The 21,075-nt window shown below is 37.1% G+C and carries 19 protein-coding genes; 8 read left to right on the top strand and 11 right to left on the bottom strand.

Features of this window, described 5'->3' with window-relative positions; genetic code table 11:
* Nucleotides 1–7: 7 nt before the first annotated feature.
* The 5 genes from ACJMLZ_RS00880 to ACJMLZ_RS00860 all read right to left on the bottom strand — a co-directional run bounded on the left by ACJMLZ_RS00880 (nt 8) and on the right by ACJMLZ_RS00860 (nt 7,905).
* Nucleotides 8–1,507, bottom strand: coding sequence for a DUF2193 domain-containing protein (locus ACJMLZ_RS00880; RefSeq protein WP_405303445.1), 1,500 nt, complete (start codon nt 1,505–1,507; stop codon nt 8–10).
* A 244-nt stretch (nt 1,508–1,751) separates the two neighbouring features.
* Entirely contained in the window at nt 1,752–4,640 is a 2,889-nt protein-coding gene (gene uvrA / locus ACJMLZ_RS00875; RefSeq protein WP_405303444.1) for an excinuclease ABC subunit UvrA, read from the bottom strand.
* An 88-nt stretch (nt 4,641–4,728) separates the two neighbouring features.
* Nucleotides 4,729–6,693: an excinuclease ABC subunit UvrB gene (uvrB, locus tag ACJMLZ_RS00870; protein WP_405303443.1), complete on the bottom strand. Its 1,965-nt coding sequence runs from the start codon at nt 6,691–6,693 to the stop codon at nt 4,729–4,731.
* Between the two features lie 5 nt (nt 6,694–6,698).
* Entirely contained in the window at nt 6,699–6,989 is a 291-nt protein-coding gene (locus ACJMLZ_RS00865; RefSeq protein WP_405303442.1) for a hypothetical protein, read from the bottom strand.
* A 1-nt stretch (nt 6,990) separates the two neighbouring features.
* Complete coding sequence (locus ACJMLZ_RS00860) at nt 6,991–7,905, bottom strand: ribose-phosphate diphosphokinase (protein WP_405303441.1); 915 nt, start codon at nt 7,903–7,905, stop codon at nt 6,991–6,993.
* Nucleotides 7,906–7,996: 91 nt separating this feature from the next.
* Here ACJMLZ_RS00860 and ACJMLZ_RS00855 point away from each other — a divergent pair, with 91 nt between their 5' ends.
* Complete coding sequence (locus ACJMLZ_RS00855; protein WP_405303440.1) at nt 7,997–8,503, top strand: hypothetical protein; 507 nt, start codon at nt 7,997–7,999, stop codon at nt 8,501–8,503.
* A 16-nt stretch (nt 8,504–8,519) separates the two neighbouring features.
* Here the strand turns inward: ACJMLZ_RS00855 and ACJMLZ_RS00850 are convergent, their stop codons facing one another.
* The 4 genes from ACJMLZ_RS00850 to ACJMLZ_RS00835 are packed head-to-tail and all read right to left on the bottom strand — an operon-like array spanning nt 8,520 to nt 11,158.
* Nucleotides 8,520–8,885, bottom strand: coding sequence for a zinc ribbon domain-containing protein (locus ACJMLZ_RS00850; RefSeq protein ID WP_405303439.1), 366 nt, complete (start codon nt 8,883–8,885; stop codon nt 8,520–8,522).
* Between the two features lie 32 nt (nt 8,886–8,917).
* Nucleotides 8,918–9,427, bottom strand: a complete 510-nt coding sequence (locus ACJMLZ_RS00845; protein WP_405303438.1) for a GNAT family N-acetyltransferase — start codon at nt 9,425–9,427, stop codon at nt 8,918–8,920.
* 32 nt (nt 9,428–9,459) lie between these two features.
* Entirely contained in the window at nt 9,460–10,461 is a 1,002-nt protein-coding gene (locus ACJMLZ_RS00840; protein WP_405303437.1) for a GGGtGRT protein, read from the bottom strand.
* 4 nt (nt 10,462–10,465) lie between these two features.
* The gene (locus ACJMLZ_RS00835) at nt 10,466–11,158 is read right to left on the bottom strand and encodes an iron-sulfur cluster assembly scaffold protein (RefSeq protein ID WP_405303435.1); all 693 of its coding nucleotides are present in this window, start codon (nt 11,156–11,158) and stop codon (nt 10,466–10,468) included.
* Between the two features lie 145 nt (nt 11,159–11,303).
* Here ACJMLZ_RS00835 and ACJMLZ_RS00830 point away from each other — a divergent pair, with 145 nt between their 5' ends.
* The 3 genes from ACJMLZ_RS00830 to ACJMLZ_RS00820 are packed head-to-tail and all read left to right on the top strand — an operon-like array spanning nt 11,304 to nt 14,165.
* Entirely contained in the window at nt 11,304–12,776 is a 1,473-nt protein-coding gene (locus tag ACJMLZ_RS00830; protein WP_405303434.1) for an AAA family ATPase, read from the top strand.
* 2 nt (nt 12,777–12,778) lie between these two features.
* Complete coding sequence (locus tag ACJMLZ_RS00825; protein WP_405303433.1) at nt 12,779–13,696, top strand: ADP-ribosylglycohydrolase family protein; 918 nt, start codon at nt 12,779–12,781, stop codon at nt 13,694–13,696.
* Nucleotides 13,683–14,165, top strand: coding sequence for a hypothetical protein (locus tag ACJMLZ_RS00820; protein ID WP_405303432.1), 483 nt, complete (start codon nt 13,683–13,685; stop codon nt 14,163–14,165). Before ACJMLZ_RS00825 ends, ACJMLZ_RS00820 begins: the two co-directional genes overlap by 14 nt.
* On the opposite strand, the gene ACJMLZ_RS00815 is transcribed toward ACJMLZ_RS00820, so the two are convergent.
* Both ACJMLZ_RS00815 and lonB read right to left on the bottom strand, forming a co-directional pair.
* On the bottom strand, nt 14,151–15,569 hold the full coding sequence (locus ACJMLZ_RS00815; protein WP_405303431.1) for a Mur ligase family protein: 1,419 nt from the start codon (nt 15,567–15,569) through the stop codon (nt 14,151–14,153). The two genes, ACJMLZ_RS00820 and ACJMLZ_RS00815, sit on opposite strands and share 15 nt — an antisense overlap.
* A gap of 75 nt (nt 15,570–15,644) precedes the next feature.
* Nucleotides 15,645–17,525 carry an ATP-dependent protease LonB gene (lonB, locus tag ACJMLZ_RS00810; RefSeq protein WP_405303453.1) on the bottom strand — a complete coding sequence of 627 codons (1,881 nt, stop codon included), beginning with the start codon at nt 17,523–17,525 and terminating at the stop codon, nt 15,645–15,647.
* Nucleotides 17,526–17,854: 329 nt separating this feature from the next.
* Here lonB and cobQ point away from each other — a divergent pair, with 329 nt between their 5' ends.
* The 4 genes from cobQ to ACJMLZ_RS00790 all read left to right on the top strand — a co-directional run.
* A complete protein-coding gene (gene cobQ, locus ACJMLZ_RS00805) occupies nt 17,855–19,381 on the top strand; it encodes a cobyric acid synthase CobQ (RefSeq protein WP_405303429.1) in 1,527 nt (508 codons plus the stop codon).
* 1 nt (nt 19,382) lies between these two features.
* A complete protein-coding gene (locus tag ACJMLZ_RS00800) occupies nt 19,383–19,952 on the top strand; it encodes a DUF6434 domain-containing protein (RefSeq protein WP_405303452.1) in 570 nt (189 codons plus the stop codon).
* A 103-nt stretch (nt 19,953–20,055) separates the two neighbouring features.
* Nucleotides 20,056–20,298, top strand: a complete 243-nt coding sequence (locus ACJMLZ_RS00795; RefSeq protein WP_405303427.1) for a hypothetical protein — start codon at nt 20,056–20,058, stop codon at nt 20,296–20,298.
* Nucleotides 20,299–20,444: 146 nt separating this feature from the next.
* The coding region (locus ACJMLZ_RS00790) for a YitT family protein (RefSeq protein WP_405303426.1) at nt 20,445–21,075 on the top strand (631 nt) is incomplete at its 3' end.

Below are 21,075 nucleotides of genomic sequence, written 5' to 3'. Positions count from 1 at the left end.
ATCTCACCTATACAGCTTCTCTCCATTGACAGTATTCATGTTTGTTATCTGCAAGACATGCTGAAGCACATTGTTTACAACCTCTTACAGGAGATCCTGGTGCTTCTTTGTCAAGTGCTATGATATTTGTCATCATGGTTGCTGTAATTGGTTCTGAAGTTAAAAGACATGGATAGTCTGCTAATCTCATAAGTGATGAGAATCTTACTGTAATAGCACATGCGGGATAAGCATATCTTTGAGGGTTCATCAAGACATCATTTTCTAAAATAGGTTTAAAATCTACTTCCATGCCTTTAATTCTAGGAATTATTTCAAATCCTGCAGATGACCTCATTTTTCTAGCATTGCTCATTGCATTGAATCCTCTGTAAATCATGTCCATAAAGTCACAGTTGTGTAACTCAGCAGCAGCACCTCTTTTTGGATATTGTTGTACATAGTTATGGAATCTTTTATTCAATAAATCCACAACCATTGGAGCTGTAAATCCATCAAGTTCTAATAAAAATTCGGTTGCGCATGCTGAAGAACCAGTTGAAAGTTTCAATACATCAAATGGAGTTTTATAAACATCAAGGTTGTTTCTTAATGAATTTTCAATAACTCCAGCAGTTGCTTCAATTACAGCCATTATCACATCATCCTTACACATGTTATAGGTTGATTGGCCTATGTGATGCCCAATATCTCCAACACAGTATGCCGGAACAGTTACAATATTACCATAATGTACACCATCGTCCATAGCTGCTTTAACTGTTGAAGTCATCGCTTTTTTGTATTTGTTCATGTAATCTCTTACATCAAATGATGAGTGATCTGCATCATCCATTAATTGACCTTGTCCTTCAATAGGAGTCTTATAAATCATTTGTAAAGTTGCAATTTCTTTTTCTGTGGCTTGAGCAGCAGTCAAACCGTCTTCAATTGCATTTGCAAATGCATCACCTATTCCATATGAAGTATTCATACCCCAAGATTTTGCGGATAAAATAGCTTGTTTATGGTGAACCGGAATGTCCACTTTTTTGAGTATCTGATTTACAACATTACTTGTACTTCCAGGCATTAATGCAAAGTCCACAACACAAGTAGGTCCATAAAATCCGCCATATCTTCTGATAGATTCTTTTGCAATAAGTGCTTCATTATCAGCGATAGCTTGGATAAATTTATCTAAACTGTCTGCAAATTCGCCATCTTCATCACATAAAATTTCTAAAACTGGAGGAGTTTGGAAATGTTCAATGAATGGGTCATCTTCACATTTTAACGTGTCTGTAATGGAAGATAATATTTCAAAGTGGTTTTTAACAGAATCCTTGTGTAAGTTTATTACAGATTCTGCTTGATTGTCTAATGCAGTCATTTCTGCTACTGCATCAGCATATGGTTTTGCATCAGTTATTTTAAAGTCGTTGTATCTATTTTCTGATATAACTGCAATATCTGCATTTTGAGCAGCCATTGATTCGTTAATCATCTTTTCATATAACTCTCTCATATTATCACCTTAAATGATAAGTGTACTACCAATAGCTAAATAATTGTAGCCATTAATAGTGTTGATTAAATGTTTATTCAGTGAAATATTTAAATTTATTTAAAATTTTTTACAAAACCATATTTCACAGCATTAATTTTCCAAAAAAAGATTAAAAAGCTAAATATACTTTAATTAAAAAATAGTAAAGTTTAATAAAATTATAAAAAATTTGTATTAAAAATAATAAAAAATGAAGATATGATTATTTTCCAATATCTTCAACCAATTCCTTTGCATATGGAGTGATGTTTTCATTAAGCATCCTTTCTAAAAACTGACCTGTATATGTGCCTGCCTCGGCAACTTCCTCTGGAGTTCCGGTAGCTATTACCTCACCTCCACCGTCACCTCCTTCAGGACCTAGGTCAATGATATGATCCGCAGTTTTGATAACATCCAGATTATGCTCAATAACAACAACGGAATTGCCAGCATCAGTCAATCTAGCCAATACTTCCAAAAGTCTTTTAATATCTGCAAAATGAAGACCAGTAGTTGGTTCATCTAGGATATATAACGTTTTTCCAGTGCTGGTTCTAGATAGCTCTTTAGCCAGTTTAATCCTTTGAGCTTCACCACCTGAAAGTGTTGTTGCAGGCTGGCCTATCTTCATATAGCCCAGTCCCACATCATATAAAGTTTTAAGCTTTTTAGTGATTTTTGGAATGTTTTCAAAGAATTCCAATGCTTCTTCAACTGTCATTTCCAAGACTTCATAGATATTTTTACCCTTGTATCTGATATCCAAAGTCTCTTCATTGTATCTTTTACCTCCGCATACTTCACAAGGAACAAATACATCCGCTAAAAAGTGCATTTCAATTTGCACAATTCCATCTCCGGAACAGGCTTCGCACCTTCCACCCTTGACATTGAATGAAAATCTTCCGGGTTTATATCCTCTTGCTTTTGATTCTGGAGTATTTGCAAACAGTTCACGAATATCAGTAAATACACCCGTATAAGTTGCAGGATTTGACCTTGGAGTTCTTCCTATAGGTTTTTGATCAATTGCAATTACTTTATCAATATTCTTCAATCCCTCAATTTCATCATATTTACCTGCAAACATGAATTTTTTAGATAACTTGCCATGAGCGCCTTTGTATAGAATTTCATTGATTAGACTACTTTTACCAGAACCGCTAACTCCGGTAACGCAAGTGAACTTGCCCAATGGAATTTCAACATCAATGCCCTTCAAGTTATTTTGGGCTGCACCTTTTATCTTAATAAATTTGCCGTTTCCAGGCCTTCTTTCTTTAGGAATGTCAATTTTCTTAACTCTTGAAATATACTGGCCTGTAATTGAATTAGGATTGTTCATAATGTCTAATGGAGTTCCCTGAGCCACGACTTTTCCGCCATGCTCACCGGCTCCAGGACCGATGTCGACAACGTGGTCTGCTGATAAGATGGTTTCTTCATCGTGTTCAACAACAACTAACGTATTTCCAAGATCTTTGAGCCTTTTTAAAGCTTCGATAAGTTTTATATTGTCTCTTTGATGAAGGCCTATACTCGGTTCATCCAAAATATATAAAACACCAACAAGACCGGAACCGATTTGAGTGGCCAGTCTAATCCTTTGCGCTTCACCCCCTGAGAGAGTACCAGATGACCTTGACATTGATAAATAATCCAAACCGACTTCAACTAAAAAGCTTAAGCGCTCTTTAATTTCCTTTAAAACTTCTTTTGCAATGAAATTTTCTCTTTCGGTTAATTCCAAGTCCTGGAAAAATTGATAAGAATCCTTTATTGCCAAATCACATACATCAATGATGGATTTTCCGCCAACAGTTACTGCCAATACTTCCGGTCTTAAGCGTTTGCCGCCGCAAACATGACATTTCCTGTCGCTCATGAATTTGGAAAGGTATTTTCTTGAATAATTTGACTTTGTTTCAATGTACAATCTCTCCATTCTAGGAATGACACCTTCAAATTTACGGTTAACCATATAAGATTTGTTTCTTCTTTTAAATGTGAAAGGTATTTTATCCTTACAACCGTATAAAATAGTATTCTGATGTTCCTTATCCAATTCATTGAATGGAACGTCCATACTGAAATTGAAATGTTTTGAAACAGCTTCAAGCATTTGATAGTAATAATTTTCCCTTTTGGATGATTTTGACCATGGAGCGATAGCCCCCTCGTTTAAAGTTAATGTATTGTCAGGGACAATCAAGTCAGGATCAATCTCCATTTTGGAACCGATACCGTTACATTCCGGACATGCACCCTGAGGCGCATTGAATGAAAACATCCTCGGAGTGAGCTCCTCAAAGTTTATTCCACAATCGACACATGCGAAGTGCTCTGAATATTTTTTCTCATATTCTTCATCGTCAGTTGTATATAATACATTTATTAATCCTTCAGCGAACTCTGCTGCTGTTTCCAATGAATCAACCAGTCTTCTTTTAAAGTCAACGTCCTTCCTGATTTTAAGCCTGTCAACAACAACATCTATACTGTGACGATATGTCTTTGGAAGGTCAATATCTTCCTCCAAATCCCTTATCTCTCCGTCAACACGCACTCTTACAAAACCCTTGTTCCTTAAATCTTCAAGAACATCCTTGTGTTGACCTTTCTTATCCCTTATGACTGGTGACAATATCTGGATTTTTATTCCTTCGCCCTCTTCTATAATGGATTCGGCAATCTGACCTATAGTCTGCTGTGAGACTTCCTTTCCACAATTCGGACAATGCGGAATTCCAATTCTTGCAAACAATAACCTCAAATAATCGTAAATTTCTGTAATTGTTCCTACAGTAGACCTTGGATTTTCCCTTGTTGTTTTTTGGTCAATGGAAATGGCTGGAGACAAACCTTCAATTGATTCCATTTCCGGTTTTTTCATTTGTCCCAAAAATTGCCTTGCATATGCTGATAGGGACTCGACATATCTACGCTGTCCTTCAGCATAGATAGTATCAAAAGCAAGTGAAGATTTTCCAGACCCACTAAGACCTGTAATTACAATAAATTCATCACGAGGGACACTAACATCAATATCTTGTAAATTGTGCTCACGTGCACCCTTAATGATAATTTGTTTTTTAGAATTTTCAGCCATAATATTCTCCTAAAAATTAGTTATATAATATTAGAACAAACTCATTTATAAAGTATTTTAGAGAGCATTTGAAAAGTAAATTTAAAAGTTATTTGTCCATGCCTTTCAAGGCATATAATTTATTCCTTAAATCAGCTGCCCTTTCAAAGTCAAGTCTTGCAGCAGCATCCTTCATATCTCTTTCCAAATCCTTGATTAACAAACGAAGTTCATCCTTAGGCATTTTTTCTATATTAGCACCGGTGACTTTGTATTTTTCATCCTCTTCTGCAAGCTTTTCTTTTAGTGTTCTTGTAGTTGATTTCGGAACAATGCCATGTTTTTCGTTGTATGCCATCTGCAGTTTACGCCTTTTCATTGTAATCTCATAAGCATTCTTTACAGAATCAGTCATATTATCAACATACATGATTACACGACCATTGACGTTTCTTGCAGCCCTTCCGATTGTCTGTATCAATGAGGTTTCATTTCTTAAAAATCCTTCCTTATCCGCATCCAAAATGGCTACCAGAGACACTTCCGGAAGGTCCAAACCTTCCCTTAAAAGATTAACACCGACCAATACATCGAATTTTCCTCTTCTCAGGTCATTTACAATGTCGATTCTCTCCAATGTGTCGATTTCAGAGTGCATATACCTTACCTTAACGCCGATTCTTGCATAGTAATCAGTCAAATCCTCTGCCATTCTTTTTGTTAAAGTTGTGACAAGCACCCTTTCATCCTTTTCAGCAGTTAGCTGAACTTCCTTAAGCAGATCTTCAACCTGACCTGTAACCGGCCTGATTAATACTTCAGGGTCAACAAGACCTGTCGGCCTGATGATTTGCTCTACAACATTTCTTGATTTTGCAAGCTCATACTGAGCAGGAGTTGCAGAAACATAGATGACCTGATTTACGGATGACTCGAATTCATCAAATCTCAAAGGCCTGTTTTCCTTGGCTGAAGGCAATCTGAATCCGTATTCAACCAAAGTTTCCTTACGGGCTCTATCCCCATTGTACATTCCTCTGATTTGAGGAACCGTTACGTGAGACTCGTCAATGATTGTCAGAAAATCATCAGGGAAATATTTTAAAAGGGAGTATGGCTTTTCACCCCAGCTACGGCCGGACAAATGCATGGAATAGTTTTCTACACCCGGACAGTACCCCATTTCCTGAAGCATTTCAATGTCAAAACGGGTTCTTTGCTCCAGCCTTTGGGCTTCCAATAATTTTCCTGTTAAATTAAGTTCCTGAAGCCTTTCATCCAATTCCTGAGATATTTTTGAAATAGCAGTTTCCATTTTATCCTGACCGACGACAAAGTGCTTTGCAGGGAAAATCATGTATCTTTGAAGGCTTTCCTGTTTTCTGCCTGTGACCTTGTCAATCAAACTGATTGCATCGATTTCATCACCAAACAGTTCAATTCTGATAGGTGGTGTTCCATGAACAGGATTTATCTCTATGACATCTCCCCTGACCCTGAACTGTCCCCTGTCAAATTCTATGTCATTTCTCTCATACTGCATGAAAATAAGTTTGGATATTATTTCGGATCGGTCATAAATATCCCCAACGGATATTCCAAAGGCAAATTCGCCATAATCCTCAGGCGAACCGATACCGTAAATGCAGCTTACACTGCTTACTACAATAACATCATCCCTTGAAAGAAGGGATTGTGTGGCGGAATGCCTCATTATGTCAATGTCATCATTTATTGAAGCTTCCTTGTCAATGAATGTGTCTGTTCTCGGAACATACGCTTCAGGCTGGTAGTAGTCATAATAGCTGACAAAATATTCAACGGCATTGTCTGGGAAGAATTCCTTAAATTCTTCATATAACTGTGCGGCCAAGGTCTTGTTGTGTGAAATAACAAGAGTAGGCTTTTGAACTTTTTCAATGACATTTGCCATTGTGAATGTCTTACCTGAACCGGTTACTCCTAAAAGAGTCTGTTCCTTCAGTCCATTCTTTATGCCTTCAGCTAATGAATTGATGGCTTTTGGTTGGTCACCCAATGGTTTATAGGGTGACTTGAGTTTGAATTCTTTCATGATATCTAGTTCGGAATTGTAACATTGAAACTAATATGAATATAACTTGGAGCGCAGCATGGAGTAACCCTCTGGTCTCTTATCACTAACTCCCCATAACCTTTTAATTCCTTTTCCAAATCCCTCATAATATTTGGAACAATTTCATTACTATATACTTTCAAAGAACCTAAAAATACTGTTTTGGCAGCCATATTCATTATGGATATGTCCTCAACAACATCAGGCTCCGAATATTTTGTTAAAATATTATTTGACTTGTCGATTAATTCCTTTTTGATTTGTTCTTTATCCATATTACTTCCTCAATGCATCTGCAATGCTTTTTGCAATAGAAACGCGTGATGTATCTGAAGATAAACTGTTAGTGCCAATTATTTTATTTGCACCGGCAGCATAGATTCTGGTTGCACCATTATTGGTTAAAATCGGATGTACGCAACATACGTCAACGGAGGATGCACCATACTGTTTTAAGATATTGATTGCATTTACGATTGTTCCTCCGGTTGCTATAATATCATCAACAATTACTGCATGCATGCCTTTAACAGAGTCAATGTTAACTGTGTTTTCGCTTTCGCTATCACATCTAACATCAACGATTCTTGTTTCCACTTTATCCGGTCCTAAACGGACTTTAGTCAGGTAAGTGCAATCGCAGCCGATAATTTCTGAAATTTCCTGTGCAAACCCATAAGCGCCCTTGTCCGGAGCGACAATCAACGGCTTTTCATCGGACTTCCTGAACAATTTCTTGTTTAGATATTCCGCCAGGGCAGGCATTGCTGAAATATTTCTGGCTTCGATGTTGAAAAAGTTGAGAACACATTCCTCATGAATATTGAATGTGATGAATTCGTCTGCGCCTGCTGATTCGATTAATCCGCAAATGATTTTGGCAGAAATTGATTCTCCAGGATTGAAACGTTTTTCCTGTCTTGCATAACCCATGTATGGGACAACAACTCTTACCTTTTTTGCACCCATATCCTTAAGGGTTGAAATTGTAAAAAGCAATTCCATCAGATTTTCATCCTGAGGGTATCCTGTTGATTGGATAACAGTTACTTCATCTTCAATTTCGCCTGTAATTCTTAAATACCTTTCTCCGTCTGGAAACTTTTTAGTTTCAACATAACATATCTCTTCACCAAGTTCTTTTGCAACATGAGCAGCCAAATCTTGTGAAGCTGAACCACCAATAATCACAATATCACCAAAAAATTATATGATAATATATTGAATCTAATAGAATAAAAAAGTTAAGTATTAATATTTAAAGTTGATTAAAAAGTATATTATGAAAAAAATTCTTATTGCAATAATAGTAATAATTCTTTTATTACTCGCATCAACAATTGTCAGTCCGATTTTAATAATCGCGGAGGATGCTGATGAGGGGACCCCAGGTATCGATATGGCCGCTACAGTAGGTTTGGGCGGTTTCAACTGGATTTATCCCGGAAGTTCATATAATGCCAACGGCGAAACATTGCACAACATTCACATGATTGACCCTGAAAACCCTTATGGGGCAGCTCGTGAGATTATGGAATATACATATCATGTATCCCCACATTTAATCGTAAGTATCAACAATGAAGCGGCGCAGGCGATTTTCGGTGCTACCATAATTGATGATATCCGTGCAAATGATGCATACAATGGTTACGCAGGCAGTGCAAATGCTCCTGGAACCATGTCTAGAGGAGATGCGGTTGGAACAGCTATGGCCAATGACGGAATGAATGTGTTTGAAATTCCACTGCAGCTTTTACTTGGAAATATCAGATTCCACATAGCTTAACCATTTTTTTATTTTTTTAATGTAACATCAAATAAAATGACAACCCCACACCAACAATGGAAATGACAAGCATGATTGCCGCATGCATCTTAAGTTTGCGAACCGGAGCCTGCAACAGATAGAATGGCATGAAAAATCCGAAAAAAGCAAATGTGGCCAGGGAATTATTTTTAAAAAACAGTGCAGAAACAACACCAGCCCATGATAAAAAAATAGTGACTATATAAGCGAGTAAAATTGCTTTTTTGTTGAGTTGAGGATCCTGTTGGTAAACAAGCACCTGTTTAGGTTTCAGCCCTTCAACCAATGGATTGCCGCATTTGGCGCAGTAATCATATTCATCCTTATTTTCATATTCGCAATTTTTACAAATTCTAGTCATTAGATTTAATTAATATTTTTAAATATATAAAACTATTTTTCCTTTATCATTGCGATTTCCCTAAATCGTTGCCCAAGATAATTAGTGTTTTCAAGCTCGGTATAATATTTAAAGCCTAACTTCTCAAGAACCCTCTTTGATTGTGTGTTTTCAATCCTGTAGGTCGCATAAATTCGGTCAATGCACAAATCATCGAAGGCATGTTCAATAATTCTCCTGGATGCTTCAACAACTATGCCTCTGCCCCAATATTTCTCAGCAAGCCAGTATCCAAGCTCTGCTGATCCGTCACCCCAATAATGATTCCCATCAGGATGAATCAAAAGCCCGACACAGCCAATTGGAATTTCATCTAACGTGATTGCATAAGTTTCCTTTTTTGCAAAAACAGTTTTGATAATATTTAAACTATCTTCAATACTTTCATGAGGAGGCCATCCCGCAATAGGTCCAATCTTAGGATTTTTTGCAAAATGATATAAGCACTCCGCATCACCTTCTTCCCAAGGCCTTAAAATAAGATGTTCAGTATTAAAAATCATAAAAAAAGAGTAAAAAAGGGAGTATTCCCCCTTTATTTTTTCATTGCCTTTTCGACAGCTACAGCCACAGCAACGCTTGCACCAACCATTGGGTTATTGCCCATACCGATAAGACCCATCATTTCCACGTGAGCCGGTACGGAGGATGAACCTGCAAATTGAGCATCGGAGTGCATCCTTCCCATTGTATCTGTCATACCATAGGATGCAGGACCTGCGGCCATGTTATCAGGGTGCAATGTTCTTCCGGTACCTCCGCCTGATGCAACTGAGAAGTATTTTTTACCTTGCTCCAGGCATTCCTTTTTATATGTTCCGGCAACAGGATGTTGGAAACGAGTTGGGTTTGTTGAATTACCTGTAATTGACACATCAACAGCCTCCAGGTGCATGATTGCTACACCTTCCCTTACATCGTCAGCACCGTAACATCTTACCTTGGCCCTTTCACCGTCAGAGTATGCCTTTTCCCTTACAACCTTCACTTCTCCTGTGAAGTAGTCAAACTCGGTTTGAACATAGGTGAATCCGTTAATTCTTGAAATGATTAATGCAGCATCCTTCCCAAGACCGTTTAAAATAACTCTTAACGGTTTTGCCCTCACTTCATTAGCGGAGTTTGCGATTCCAATAGCTCCTTCAGCAGCTGCAAAACTCTCATGACCTGCAAGAAATGCAAAACATTCGCTTTCATCACTTAAAAGCATTGAAGCCAAGTTTCCATGTCCAAGACCTACTTTCCTATCGTCAGCCACACTTCCAGGAATACAGAATGCCTGAAGACCTTCACCAATTGCCTTGGCGGCATCTGATGCTTTAGTGCAGCCTTGTTTTACAGCTATTGCTGCCCCAAGAGTATATGCCCAGCAGGCATTTTCAAAGCAAATAGGCTGAACACCTTTAACAATTTCATACGGGTCAAATCCTTTGTCAAGACAAATTTGTTTTGCTTCTTCAAGGTCTTTGATGCCATATTTTTCTAAAACAGGAATGATTTGATCGATTCTTCTTTCATAACTTTCAAATAAACTCATAATATCACTCCTTTCTCGGGTCTATTTTTTTAGCCGCATCATCAAATCTTCCATATTGGCCTGTAGCGTTTTCGATTGCTTCAAGAGGGTCAACACCATCCTTGATTTGATCCAGCATCACACCCAAGTTTATGTATTTATAACCGATAATTTCATCATCCTCATCAAGGCCAATTTCTGTAATGTAGCCTTCAGTCAGCTCCAGATATCTTGGACCTTTTTCCTTAGTTGAATAGATTGTTCCGACTTGGCTTCTGTGACCTTTACCCAAGTCTTCAAGACCGGCACCAATCTGAAGGCCTCCCTCTGAAAATGCAGATTGGGTTCTGCCGTAAACAATCTGTAAGAATAATTCGCGCATTGCTGTGTTGATAGCATCACATACCAAATCAGTGTTTAAAGCTTCCAGAATAGTTTTTCCGATTAAAATTTCCCCAGCCATAGCTGCAGAATGAGTCATGCCGGAACATCCCAATGTTTCAACAAGCGCTTCTTCAATAATACCCTCTTTAACATTCAATGTTAATTTGCAGCATCCTTGTTGCGGTGCACACCATCCGATACCATGAGTAAAACCTGAAATATCGGATATCTCTTTTGATTTGACCCATTTTCCTTCCTCAGGGATTGGAGCAGGACCGTGATTTGCACCCTTGTGAACAGGACACATATTCTCTACTTCAGTTGAATAAATCATATTTCATTCCTCAATAAATTTTACTGTTAATATTTATTTAGTTAATGATAATTAATGTTTTAGGATTTAAACAAAAAATCCATTTTAACACAACTTATATAATCTAATGTGAAGAAAATATTAATTGAGCTAAACTGGTGAGAAAATGATTGAATGGACCCTTTGTAAAAATTGTGGAAAATTATTGGACAATAATCAGGAAACCTGTCCGTTTTGCGGCAGCGAAGTTGAAAAGTACAACATGGACTTTTTAAGGAATATGCTTTTAAAGTTAACATTTTCCGTTAAGACATTGGATAATGACATAATAACCAGAAACTGCACTTCAATCAATGACCTGAAAACTGAAAAGATTACATTGGAGGCCATCATTATGGACGACTTATTGAAATGGTTCAGTTATTTGGGTTTGGGCGATGGCAAAATCACCGACAATGAATTGGAGTTTATAAACACTCTTCTCAATACAAGTTACTCAAAAGAGGATATTCTTAGTTTAGCTGATTTAAAATTAGACAACAATCCACCGATTTCCTTTAAATACCTGGAGGAACTTGACCTGTTTGTGCAAAGCTGGGGAATGGACAACCTTGGACTTGCAAACTCATTATACGACTGCTATTCACTATGCGGGAAATTTTTCATAACTGTGGACAACGAGCTTAATGAAGAGATTTACGCCAACTATGAAAAATACATTAAAAAATTGAAAGGCAGTTTGCCTGATTACACACCAAGTTCCATTGCAGATTCACCAGTTAAAGACAATACCGAAAAAGAAGAAGAACCAACCGATGAAAATCATTCAATCGAGGAGTATCTGGATGAATTGAATCGTTTGGTTGGTCTTGAAAAGGTCAAAAAGGATGTCAATTCACTGATAAACCTAGTTCAAATAAGAAAAATCAGACAGGACAGGGGCATCAAACAACCTCCAATGAGCCTTCACCTGGTCTTTTCAGGAAATCCCGGAACCGGTAAAACAACTGTTGCAAGGCTTCTGTCTAAAATTTATCATGAGATTGGACTTCTTTCAAAAGGCCATCTGATTGAAACAGATAGAAGCGGACTTGTCGGCGGCTATGTTGGCCAGACTGCAATAAAAACTCAAGATGTCATTCAAAAGGCTCTTGGCGGGATACTGTTTATTGATGAAGCTTATGCGCTTGCCTCAAAAAGTGAAAATGACTATGGAGCGGAAGCTATTGACACCCTTCTAAAGGCAATGGAAGACCATAGGGATGATTTGATTGTTATCGTTGCCGGATATCCTGCACTGATGGACAATTTCCTAAATTCAAATCCCGGTTTGGAATCAAGATTCAACAAGTTCATTTATTTTGATGACTATGATGCTAACGAACTGTACAAAATATTCAAATTGATGTGTGAGGATGCAAGCCTTGTTTTGGATGAACCTGCAGAGGAATACGCAAAACAGTACTTTGAAAAGATGTACGAAACAAGATCAAACAATTTTGCAAATGGGCGGTCAGTCCGGAACTTCTTTGAAGAGGTTTTGACCGCACAGGCAAACAGATTGGCCAAAAAAGACGATATAAGTGATGAAGAGCTGAACACATTGACTTATGAAGACTTTTTACTTGAGGAGGAATAATTATGAAAGTTAAAGACGGAATAATAGGATTGCTTATTGGTGATGCCTTGGGCGTTCCTGTTGAATTTGAAGAAAGAGACAGCTTAAAAAACCACCCAATAACAAAAATGGAAGGTTATGGATCATATAATGTGCCTCCAGGAACATGGTCTGATGACACATCAATGACAATAGCTACAATGGCAAGCATTGTCAGCAAAAAAGCCGTTGATTACGATGATATAATGGAAAACTTCTGCAAATGGTATAAAAAAGAAATCTACTGGCAAATCCCGCGTTTTGATATTGGAATTACAACTCATGTTGCATTGGACAATTACATTGATGGAGTTCCCGCCCTGGAATGCGGACTTGATGGTGAGCACGACAATGGAAACGGTTCACTGATGCGCATTCTTCCACTGGCATTCATTCCAGATATTGATTATGAAACAATCGAAAACATCTCCGCTTTGACACATGCACATAAAAGATCCAGAATAGCTTGCGTTTTATATGTTGAAATTGCCAAATCAATGCTTGAAAATGAAGGCCTGTCAATTGATGAGCACATTAAAACAGCATGTGACAAAATCAAAGATTACTATAAAGACTTCGAAGATGAATTAGAACACTTTGAAAGGATATTCGAAGATGACTTGAATGATGTTGATACAATCAGAGCCAAAGGTTATGTCATATACACCTTTGAAAGCGTAGTCTATTGTTTAAAAAATACCGATAATTATAAGGATGCCGTCCTAAAAGCTGTCAATCTAGGTGAGGATACCGACACTACTGCAGCCATCTGCGGAGGACTTGCCGGAATTTATTACGGATATGATGAAATACCTATAGATTGGATTGAAACAGTTGACCATATTGATAAAGTGCTTTCATTATGTGAAAAATACGAGGAATTATGTGATGAATATCAGTGAAACCATTAAAAATATTAGGGCTTCCTGCGATAATTATGTGGACAGGGATTTGGTGGCTACAGTCATACATGACAATTACTTCATGGGCACAAACAATATTCTGGAATTCGAAGATTACGGCATTGAAAAAGATGACAATTACGAAAAAAGGATTCTTAAAATATTGAAACATGAAAATGTGTTTCTGGCAATTGGAATGTATACCTTCATTCCCGTCATCAATGAATGCGACATATATTCCGTTAAGGATTACAACCTTAAACTAACGGAAGAGGAATTTGAAAAATACGCAAATGAAAAAGAAAGAATATTTGGAATTTTGATTAAAAAAGATTCTGATGACTTCATTATAGGAAGCACTGATCTATGCGGCTGCAGCATCGATGCATCATTTAAAGAAATGGAAAAAACAAATCTGGACTTTTATAAAAAATTGGAAAAAATTATAGATGAATTAATCATCTATTAACTTTCTTTTTATTCTCTCCCACATTGCCTGCTCTTCACCGCAACCTGTCATTATTACATAGTCATAGCTGGAATTGCGGGCAAGTTCTGTTAATTTTTCAATCCTGACATCCATTTCATCATAGCTCAATGGATAAAACTCGGCATCAGGATATTCTTTTTTCATGATTTCATAATACTCGCGAGCCTTATCAATGGATTTTCTTCCAGGAACAACAATCACATGTGCCGGATTCATGCTTTTGACAACTTCAAAATGGTCTTCGAATATCTCCTCTTCATCTTCCTCAGGGGTTGTGTAGATAAACTCAAGTGGACCGTCAACGTATTGGTTCATAAACATGGCATTGATTCTGGCAGCATCACCGTTATCCCCTTGGCCAAGACCTACAAATTTGCCCCCAATGTCAACAACTTCGAATCTTCCCGGAGGAATAAATGACATGTCCAGACTGTTAAATACACCTTTCACTGTAGATTCGATATTTTCCACTTTAGGTGTGAATGTTGCATAAGCCGCTATTGAAGCCAATGTATTGTAGATGTTATGGAAACCGAATGGAGGTACAGTAATCTCAAAATTAAATTTTACATTTTTAGAAAGGGTATAATTAAATAAATCACCATCAATTGTTAATTTCCAGGAATCCTGTCCCAATTCAATATCAGTTAATTTCACATTTAACTTGGGTCGTTTAAATCCGCAGCTACATTCATAAATTCCCCTATGGTTTAAGAAATGTTTTGAATATGTTAACAATTCACCGCATTTGGGACATGCAATGTCTTCACCATTAAGGTCTTCAATGCCCTCGCTTTCAATACCATAATAATTAATTGTGACATCCTTTTCTTTATCAAGCCCGATTAAAGCGGTTCTTGGGTCATCAGCATTAGTTACGATAACTCCCCTTGTCATTGCCTGAGACAATAATCTTTTAGCCTTATAATAATCTTCAAAAGGATTTTTAACACCTGCAACCTGGGTATGCTCTTGGGAAATAGTAGTATAAACCACACCAATAGGGTCAACAACCCTTTGAACGGTGTCCGGAACTCCATATTTTATATTACGGATACCATATTCAAAAACGCCAAGATCTCCATCCTGTTGGATGAAAGCAGAAGCTATGGCATTGATAGTATTACTCTCAAAACTACTTCTGATTTGAGTGTCTGTTGATAATAATTTAACTAAAAGTGTTGTGGTTGTTGTTTTTCCGTTAGTTCCTGTAAGAATGACGGAACCTATGTCCAAATCTTTTGACAATTCTAAAACTCCATCAACACCTGCAATTTTTGTAAATAAAATTCCAGCAAAACTCTTTCCGCTTCCAGGTCCAAATTTGGAAAACGGTCCACCCACTTTGGCTATAAGTTTTGCGATACTGACTTTAATACTCATAGTTAATCATTAGAATATGAAAATATATAAAAATTTGGTTAAATCCTTAAAAAAAAAGTTAAAAAATAATCCAACTTAGTTAGTAGTTGGATTTTGAATATTTGTTTGCGGGACTTTTTCAACGACTTTAGATCCGATGTTTTTCATCTTTTCAATCAGTGTGTCCTTTTTGGAACCGCTGATTAAGATGTTTTCCAAAACATCACTTAAGGTTTCAGTCGGAATGATTTCAATCATATCCTCGTATTTCTTCTCAATCATGACATCCTTCAAGTTGGATTTTGGAATCAATACTTTTTTCATTCCCGCTTCAGCAGCAGCCTCAATTTTAGCTGTTGCCCCACCAATAGGCATAACATCTCCACGTACGTTAAGTGAACCTGTCAGCGCTACAGTCTGGTCGATTGGAATCTCTTCCACTGCAGATATTACAGCTGTTGCAATACTTACACTGGCTGAGTCACCTTCCACACCATCATAAGTCTGGATAAACTGAACGTGAATGTCATAATCTGAAATGTCCTTGTTAGTGTACTTTTTAATGAGTGCACTGACGTTCTGTACAGATTCCTGAGCTATTTCACCCAATTTACCTGTTGCGATGATTTGACCACCGTTTTTGGATTGGGTAGGTGCCGCTTCAGCAGCGATTGGTGATACTATTCCGCTTCTATCACCTATTACGGCAAGTCCGTTAACAAGACCGACTCTTCCGCCTTCAGCAGAAACCATACTGTAATCTTTTCTTTGCATGATGGACCTGTCAGCTATTTGCTGCTCTAAGGTTCTTGCGAATTTCTTAGCTTCGACCACATGAGCTGCAGTTACAATTTCAGCTCCTTTTTCAATAGCTACATCTCCAGCAGATCTTACTAATCCACCTAAATCTCTTAATCTTAAAGTTAAAGCATTCTGTTTTCCGGACCTTCTTTTTGCTTCCATGATAATCTCATCCAATGCATCCGGAGCAAAGTGCGGAATTCTTCCATCATTTTTAACTTCCTGAGCTACGAACTGGACCAGTTTTTCTCTGTTTTCAGTGGTGTCATCCATGTAGTCTTTCATGAATACCTCATAACCGTATCCCCTGATTCTTGATCTCATTGCGATGTGCATTCCTTCAAGAACCTGAAGGTTTCCTGATGCCACAAGCACAAAGTCACACGGTACAGCCTGAGACCTTACCATAGCCCCACTTGAGTTTTCGCTTTGACCGGTAATGGCATATTGCTTTTCCTGCATTGCGGATAAAAGCTCCTGTTGAGTTTTCATGCTCATTGTACCTATTTCGTCAATGTATAAAACTCCTCTGTTTGCCTTGTGAATCATTCCGGCCTCCACACGTTCGTGTGCTGGAGTTCCAAGACCTCCTGACTGGTATGGGTCGTGCCTTACATCACCTAATAATGCACCTGCATGGGCACCGGTTGCATCCATGAATGGAGCAAATCTTGACTCCTGGTTATTGACCAATAATTTTGGAGACATGTTATTAGTTTTAGGTTTAATTTGTATTGATATAAGCAATATTAAAGCAGCAGCAATAATGGATTCCAATAATCTTCCATACATAAATCCAATGACCAAGATTCCACCAATTGCAAACATTGTAATAATTGTTTTTCTCTCTTCATGACCTTTGGCTGATCCTTTTGTTGCCTTTACTATTTTTTTACCTTCACCCGCAGGGACTGTCCTTATCAATGGATGATTGCTGTCTTCCATATTAGGATATACCAAAATATCCTGCAAGGTTTCATGAGGTAAGATTTGTGCCATTCCTTTAGCAAGCATTGATTTACCAACACCCGGATCACCAATCAGCAAAACATTCCTTCTTTGTTTTGCCGCTTTTTTAATTGTTTCAATGGACTCTTCATGTCCAATGACCTGGTCAATTAATAAAGGTGGAACTTCAATATCTTGTGAGCTTTTAATATTATTATAATCTAACATAGGTTTAGTTTCTTCGCTGGAAGCTGATTCATCCACTTCCGCTTCAACCACTACTTCATTAGAAGAATCTTCAATTGATTCTTGTTCTTCAAATTTCATTAACAAACCTCACTTCTATTAATAAATTCATCATTACACAATTAAGTTTAATATACTATTTAAATATTAGTTTCATAGTTATATAAAAAGTTTTGTATTTTAGTAAATAAAAGTTAGAAAAATAATTTCTAAAATGCAATATTGATATAATCATATTGAGAAAATATCAGTTATACTTACATTTTTTTAAATTAGAAATTATTTATAATATTAAATAGAAATATTTTCACATGACAAAATGTATCATGGTTCAAGGAACATCATCCAATGCCGGAAAAAGTATGCTTGTGGCGGCGCTCTGCAGAATTTATAAGAATAGGGGATATAAGGTGGCTCCCTTCAAATCCCAGAATATGTCTTTAAACTCATACACCACAAAGGAAAACGGAGAAATAGGAATTGCTCAAATGCTTCAGGCCGAAGCGGCAATGATTGAACCAAGCATACACATGAACCCTGTTTTGCTTAAACCGAAAGGGGATTTCACATCCAACGTCATCATTCAAGGAAAATCCATTGGAGATATGAATTTCTACGATTACCAGCACAAATACCATGATACCGCTTTCAATGCCATGAAAGAAAGCTTTAAAATATTGTCTGATGAATATGACATCATAATCATTGAAGGAGCAGGTTCACCTGCCGAAATCAATATGCGTGACCAGGATATCGCCAATATGGAAATAGCACACATGGCAGATGCTAATGTAATCCTAATTGCAGACATTGAAATGGGAGGTGTTTTTGCAGCCATTGCAGGAACCTACGTTCTGCTTGACGATTATGACAGGTCCCGCCTGAAAGCAACTGTAATCAACAAGTTCAGAGGAAATCTTGATATTTTAAAACCCGGCCTTGACAGGATTGAAGAGATAACCGGCGAGCCGGTTTTGGGCGTTTTGCCATATGATGAAACATTAAGGCTTCCGGAAGAGGATTCTGCCTCCCTGACAACACACGTCTTTGCAGATGACAAGGACATTACAATAGGCGTTATACGTTTGCCGAAAATAGCCAATTTCACAGACATTGACCCCTTCGAGTATGAGGATGACGTGGCTCTGAAAATGATAGGCGTCAATGATGAAATTGGAGACGTTGATGCAATACTCATTCCGGGAACACGTAACTCAACTGAAGACATGTTTGCACTTCGTGAAAGCGGTCTTGCAGATAAAATCATTGCCAAATCATCTGAAATTCCAATAGTTGGCATCTGCGGAGGACTGCAAATTCTTGGAAATGTAATTCATGATGAGGACAAGCGCGAATCCAAACATGGAACCATAAATGGATTGGGACTGCTGGACATTGAATCAAGCTTTTCAAGAGCAGGCAAAATCGTTACACAGTCAACTGCAGCCATTCCTACTGATTTGAAAGGCATTGCAGGAGAAATATTCAAAGACATTGCTGGTGAAGAGGTTACTGGCTATGAAATACATGAAGGAACTACAGAATTATTATCCTCACAGGCACTGTTGAATATCATCAAAGGACAGGGAAACAACGAGGACGGCAAAATCGATGGTGCTTCCAATGGAAATGTGTTTGCAACCTATTTCCACGGAATATTCCACAACTACAACTTCAGAAGAGAATTCTTAAATTACATCAGGGTTAAAAAAGGCCTTGAGGCAAAATATGGGGAAGACCCATACGAAACCCAAAAGGACTATTCCCTAAACAGATTAGCTGAAATAGTCGAAGAGAACTTGGACATGGACATTATCGACAGTTTAATATTTGATTGAAATGACAAGACCATCACTGACAACCGATTTAACAAGCAAAGACTTTAAAGAATACTATTTTTTAAAAGAGGAATTAAAAGACTTCTGCAGATCCAACGGATTGAAGATTAGCGGAAGCAAAAATGATTTGGAAAAAAGGATCATTCATTTTCTAGATACTGGAAAATCCCTGAATGAATCTAAACCAAAACCAAAAGAAGTTGAAAATTCCAGTGAAATTACACTAGATTCAAAAATTGGTGAGAATTTCAGATGCAGTGAAGACAAAAGAGAATTTTTTGAGCAAGAGATTGGAAAAAGTTTTAAGTTTAAAGTTAAATTTCAAAAATGGCTGAAATCCAATCCTGATAAAACCTACAAGGATGCGATTGCAGCATATCATGAAATTCAAAACTCAAAAGAGAAAACTCAAATTGATAGACAATTCCAATACAACCAGTACATAAGGGATTTCTTTAAGGACAATGAAAATATGACCTTAAAAGATGCCATCAAATGCTGGAATTATAAAAAAAGCTTGAAAGGCCATAACAAATATGAAAAAAGTGATTTGGAAATTCTAAAAAATTAAATTGTAATATGTATAGAAATGTTAAAATTAAAAAAATAAACCGCATTATTTAAAAACATTGAAAAACATAATTAATTATATCAAAAAATTGGAGATTATATTTATGATTTTAAATGTAAAAGCAACAAATAAAAAATCCGGTGAAGTAATTTCATTCGCATTAGAAGGTGACGCAGACGCAGGTTTCACATACGAAGGAACACACATGCAAGAAGTAGCTGACAACAAAATCAGAGAAGTCTGTAACGGTTTAATTTTACTCGGTTCCCCAATTTACACCATTAAAGCTGGTGAAACCGAAGAAATTGAAAACATGACCTTTGTTACTGAAGTAACAGCAGAATAATTCTGCTCTCTCTTTTTTTATTTTTTAAATTACTTTTTTAACCTAATTTTCAACCCTTTAAAATCTTATCGAATTTTTTCAAATCATTTTTCTAAAGGGATATCAAACCCATAAATTATTTAAACATCATCCCAGTTATTATTAACATGGAAATTAAAACTATCAATAGATGCTTAATATACATAATTTCACTATTCTTCATTTCTTTAGGAGCATCCCTTTCAATTAAAGCCAATTTGGGAACTTCTCCCCTGATTTGCATTCCATATGTTTCAAGCGTAATTACAAATTTAAGTGTTGGAACTGTTTCCTTAATTTTCACACTTACATTAATCGCTTTGCAGATTATAATTTTGCGAGGAGACTTTGACAAAAGGCAATATCTGCAGATCGTTATGGGAACAATCTTTTCAGCTTTCATTGACGTTACATTGATGCTCGTTGATTTTTTAAACCCTCAAGACTACATAAGCCAAATAGCATTGCTATTGATTAGCTGTGTGGTGGTTGCTTTTGGAGTTTTACTTGAAATCAAAACGGAAATCGTATATCTTCCACCTGATGGAATCATTGTTGCTATTTCAACAGTATTGAAAAAAGAATTTGGAAAGGTGAAACCCTACGTTGACACCACAATGGTCATTATTGCAGCTACATTGTCCATTGTATTTTTAGGTTATCTTGTTGGCGTTCGTGAAGGAACCATAATATCAGCTTTAATCATTGGTCCGATTGTTAGAATTCTTAAAAAGTATTTGGACAGCTATATTGATTTGC

It is taken from the genome of Methanobrevibacter sp., from assembly GCF_045126245.1.
In the GTDB taxonomy this organism is placed as follows: domain Archaea; phylum Methanobacteriota; class Methanobacteria; order Methanobacteriales; family Methanobacteriaceae; genus Methanocatella.
The sequence above is the reverse complement of the archived record's forward strand: the minus strand, read 5'-3'. Positions and strand labels throughout refer to the sequence as shown.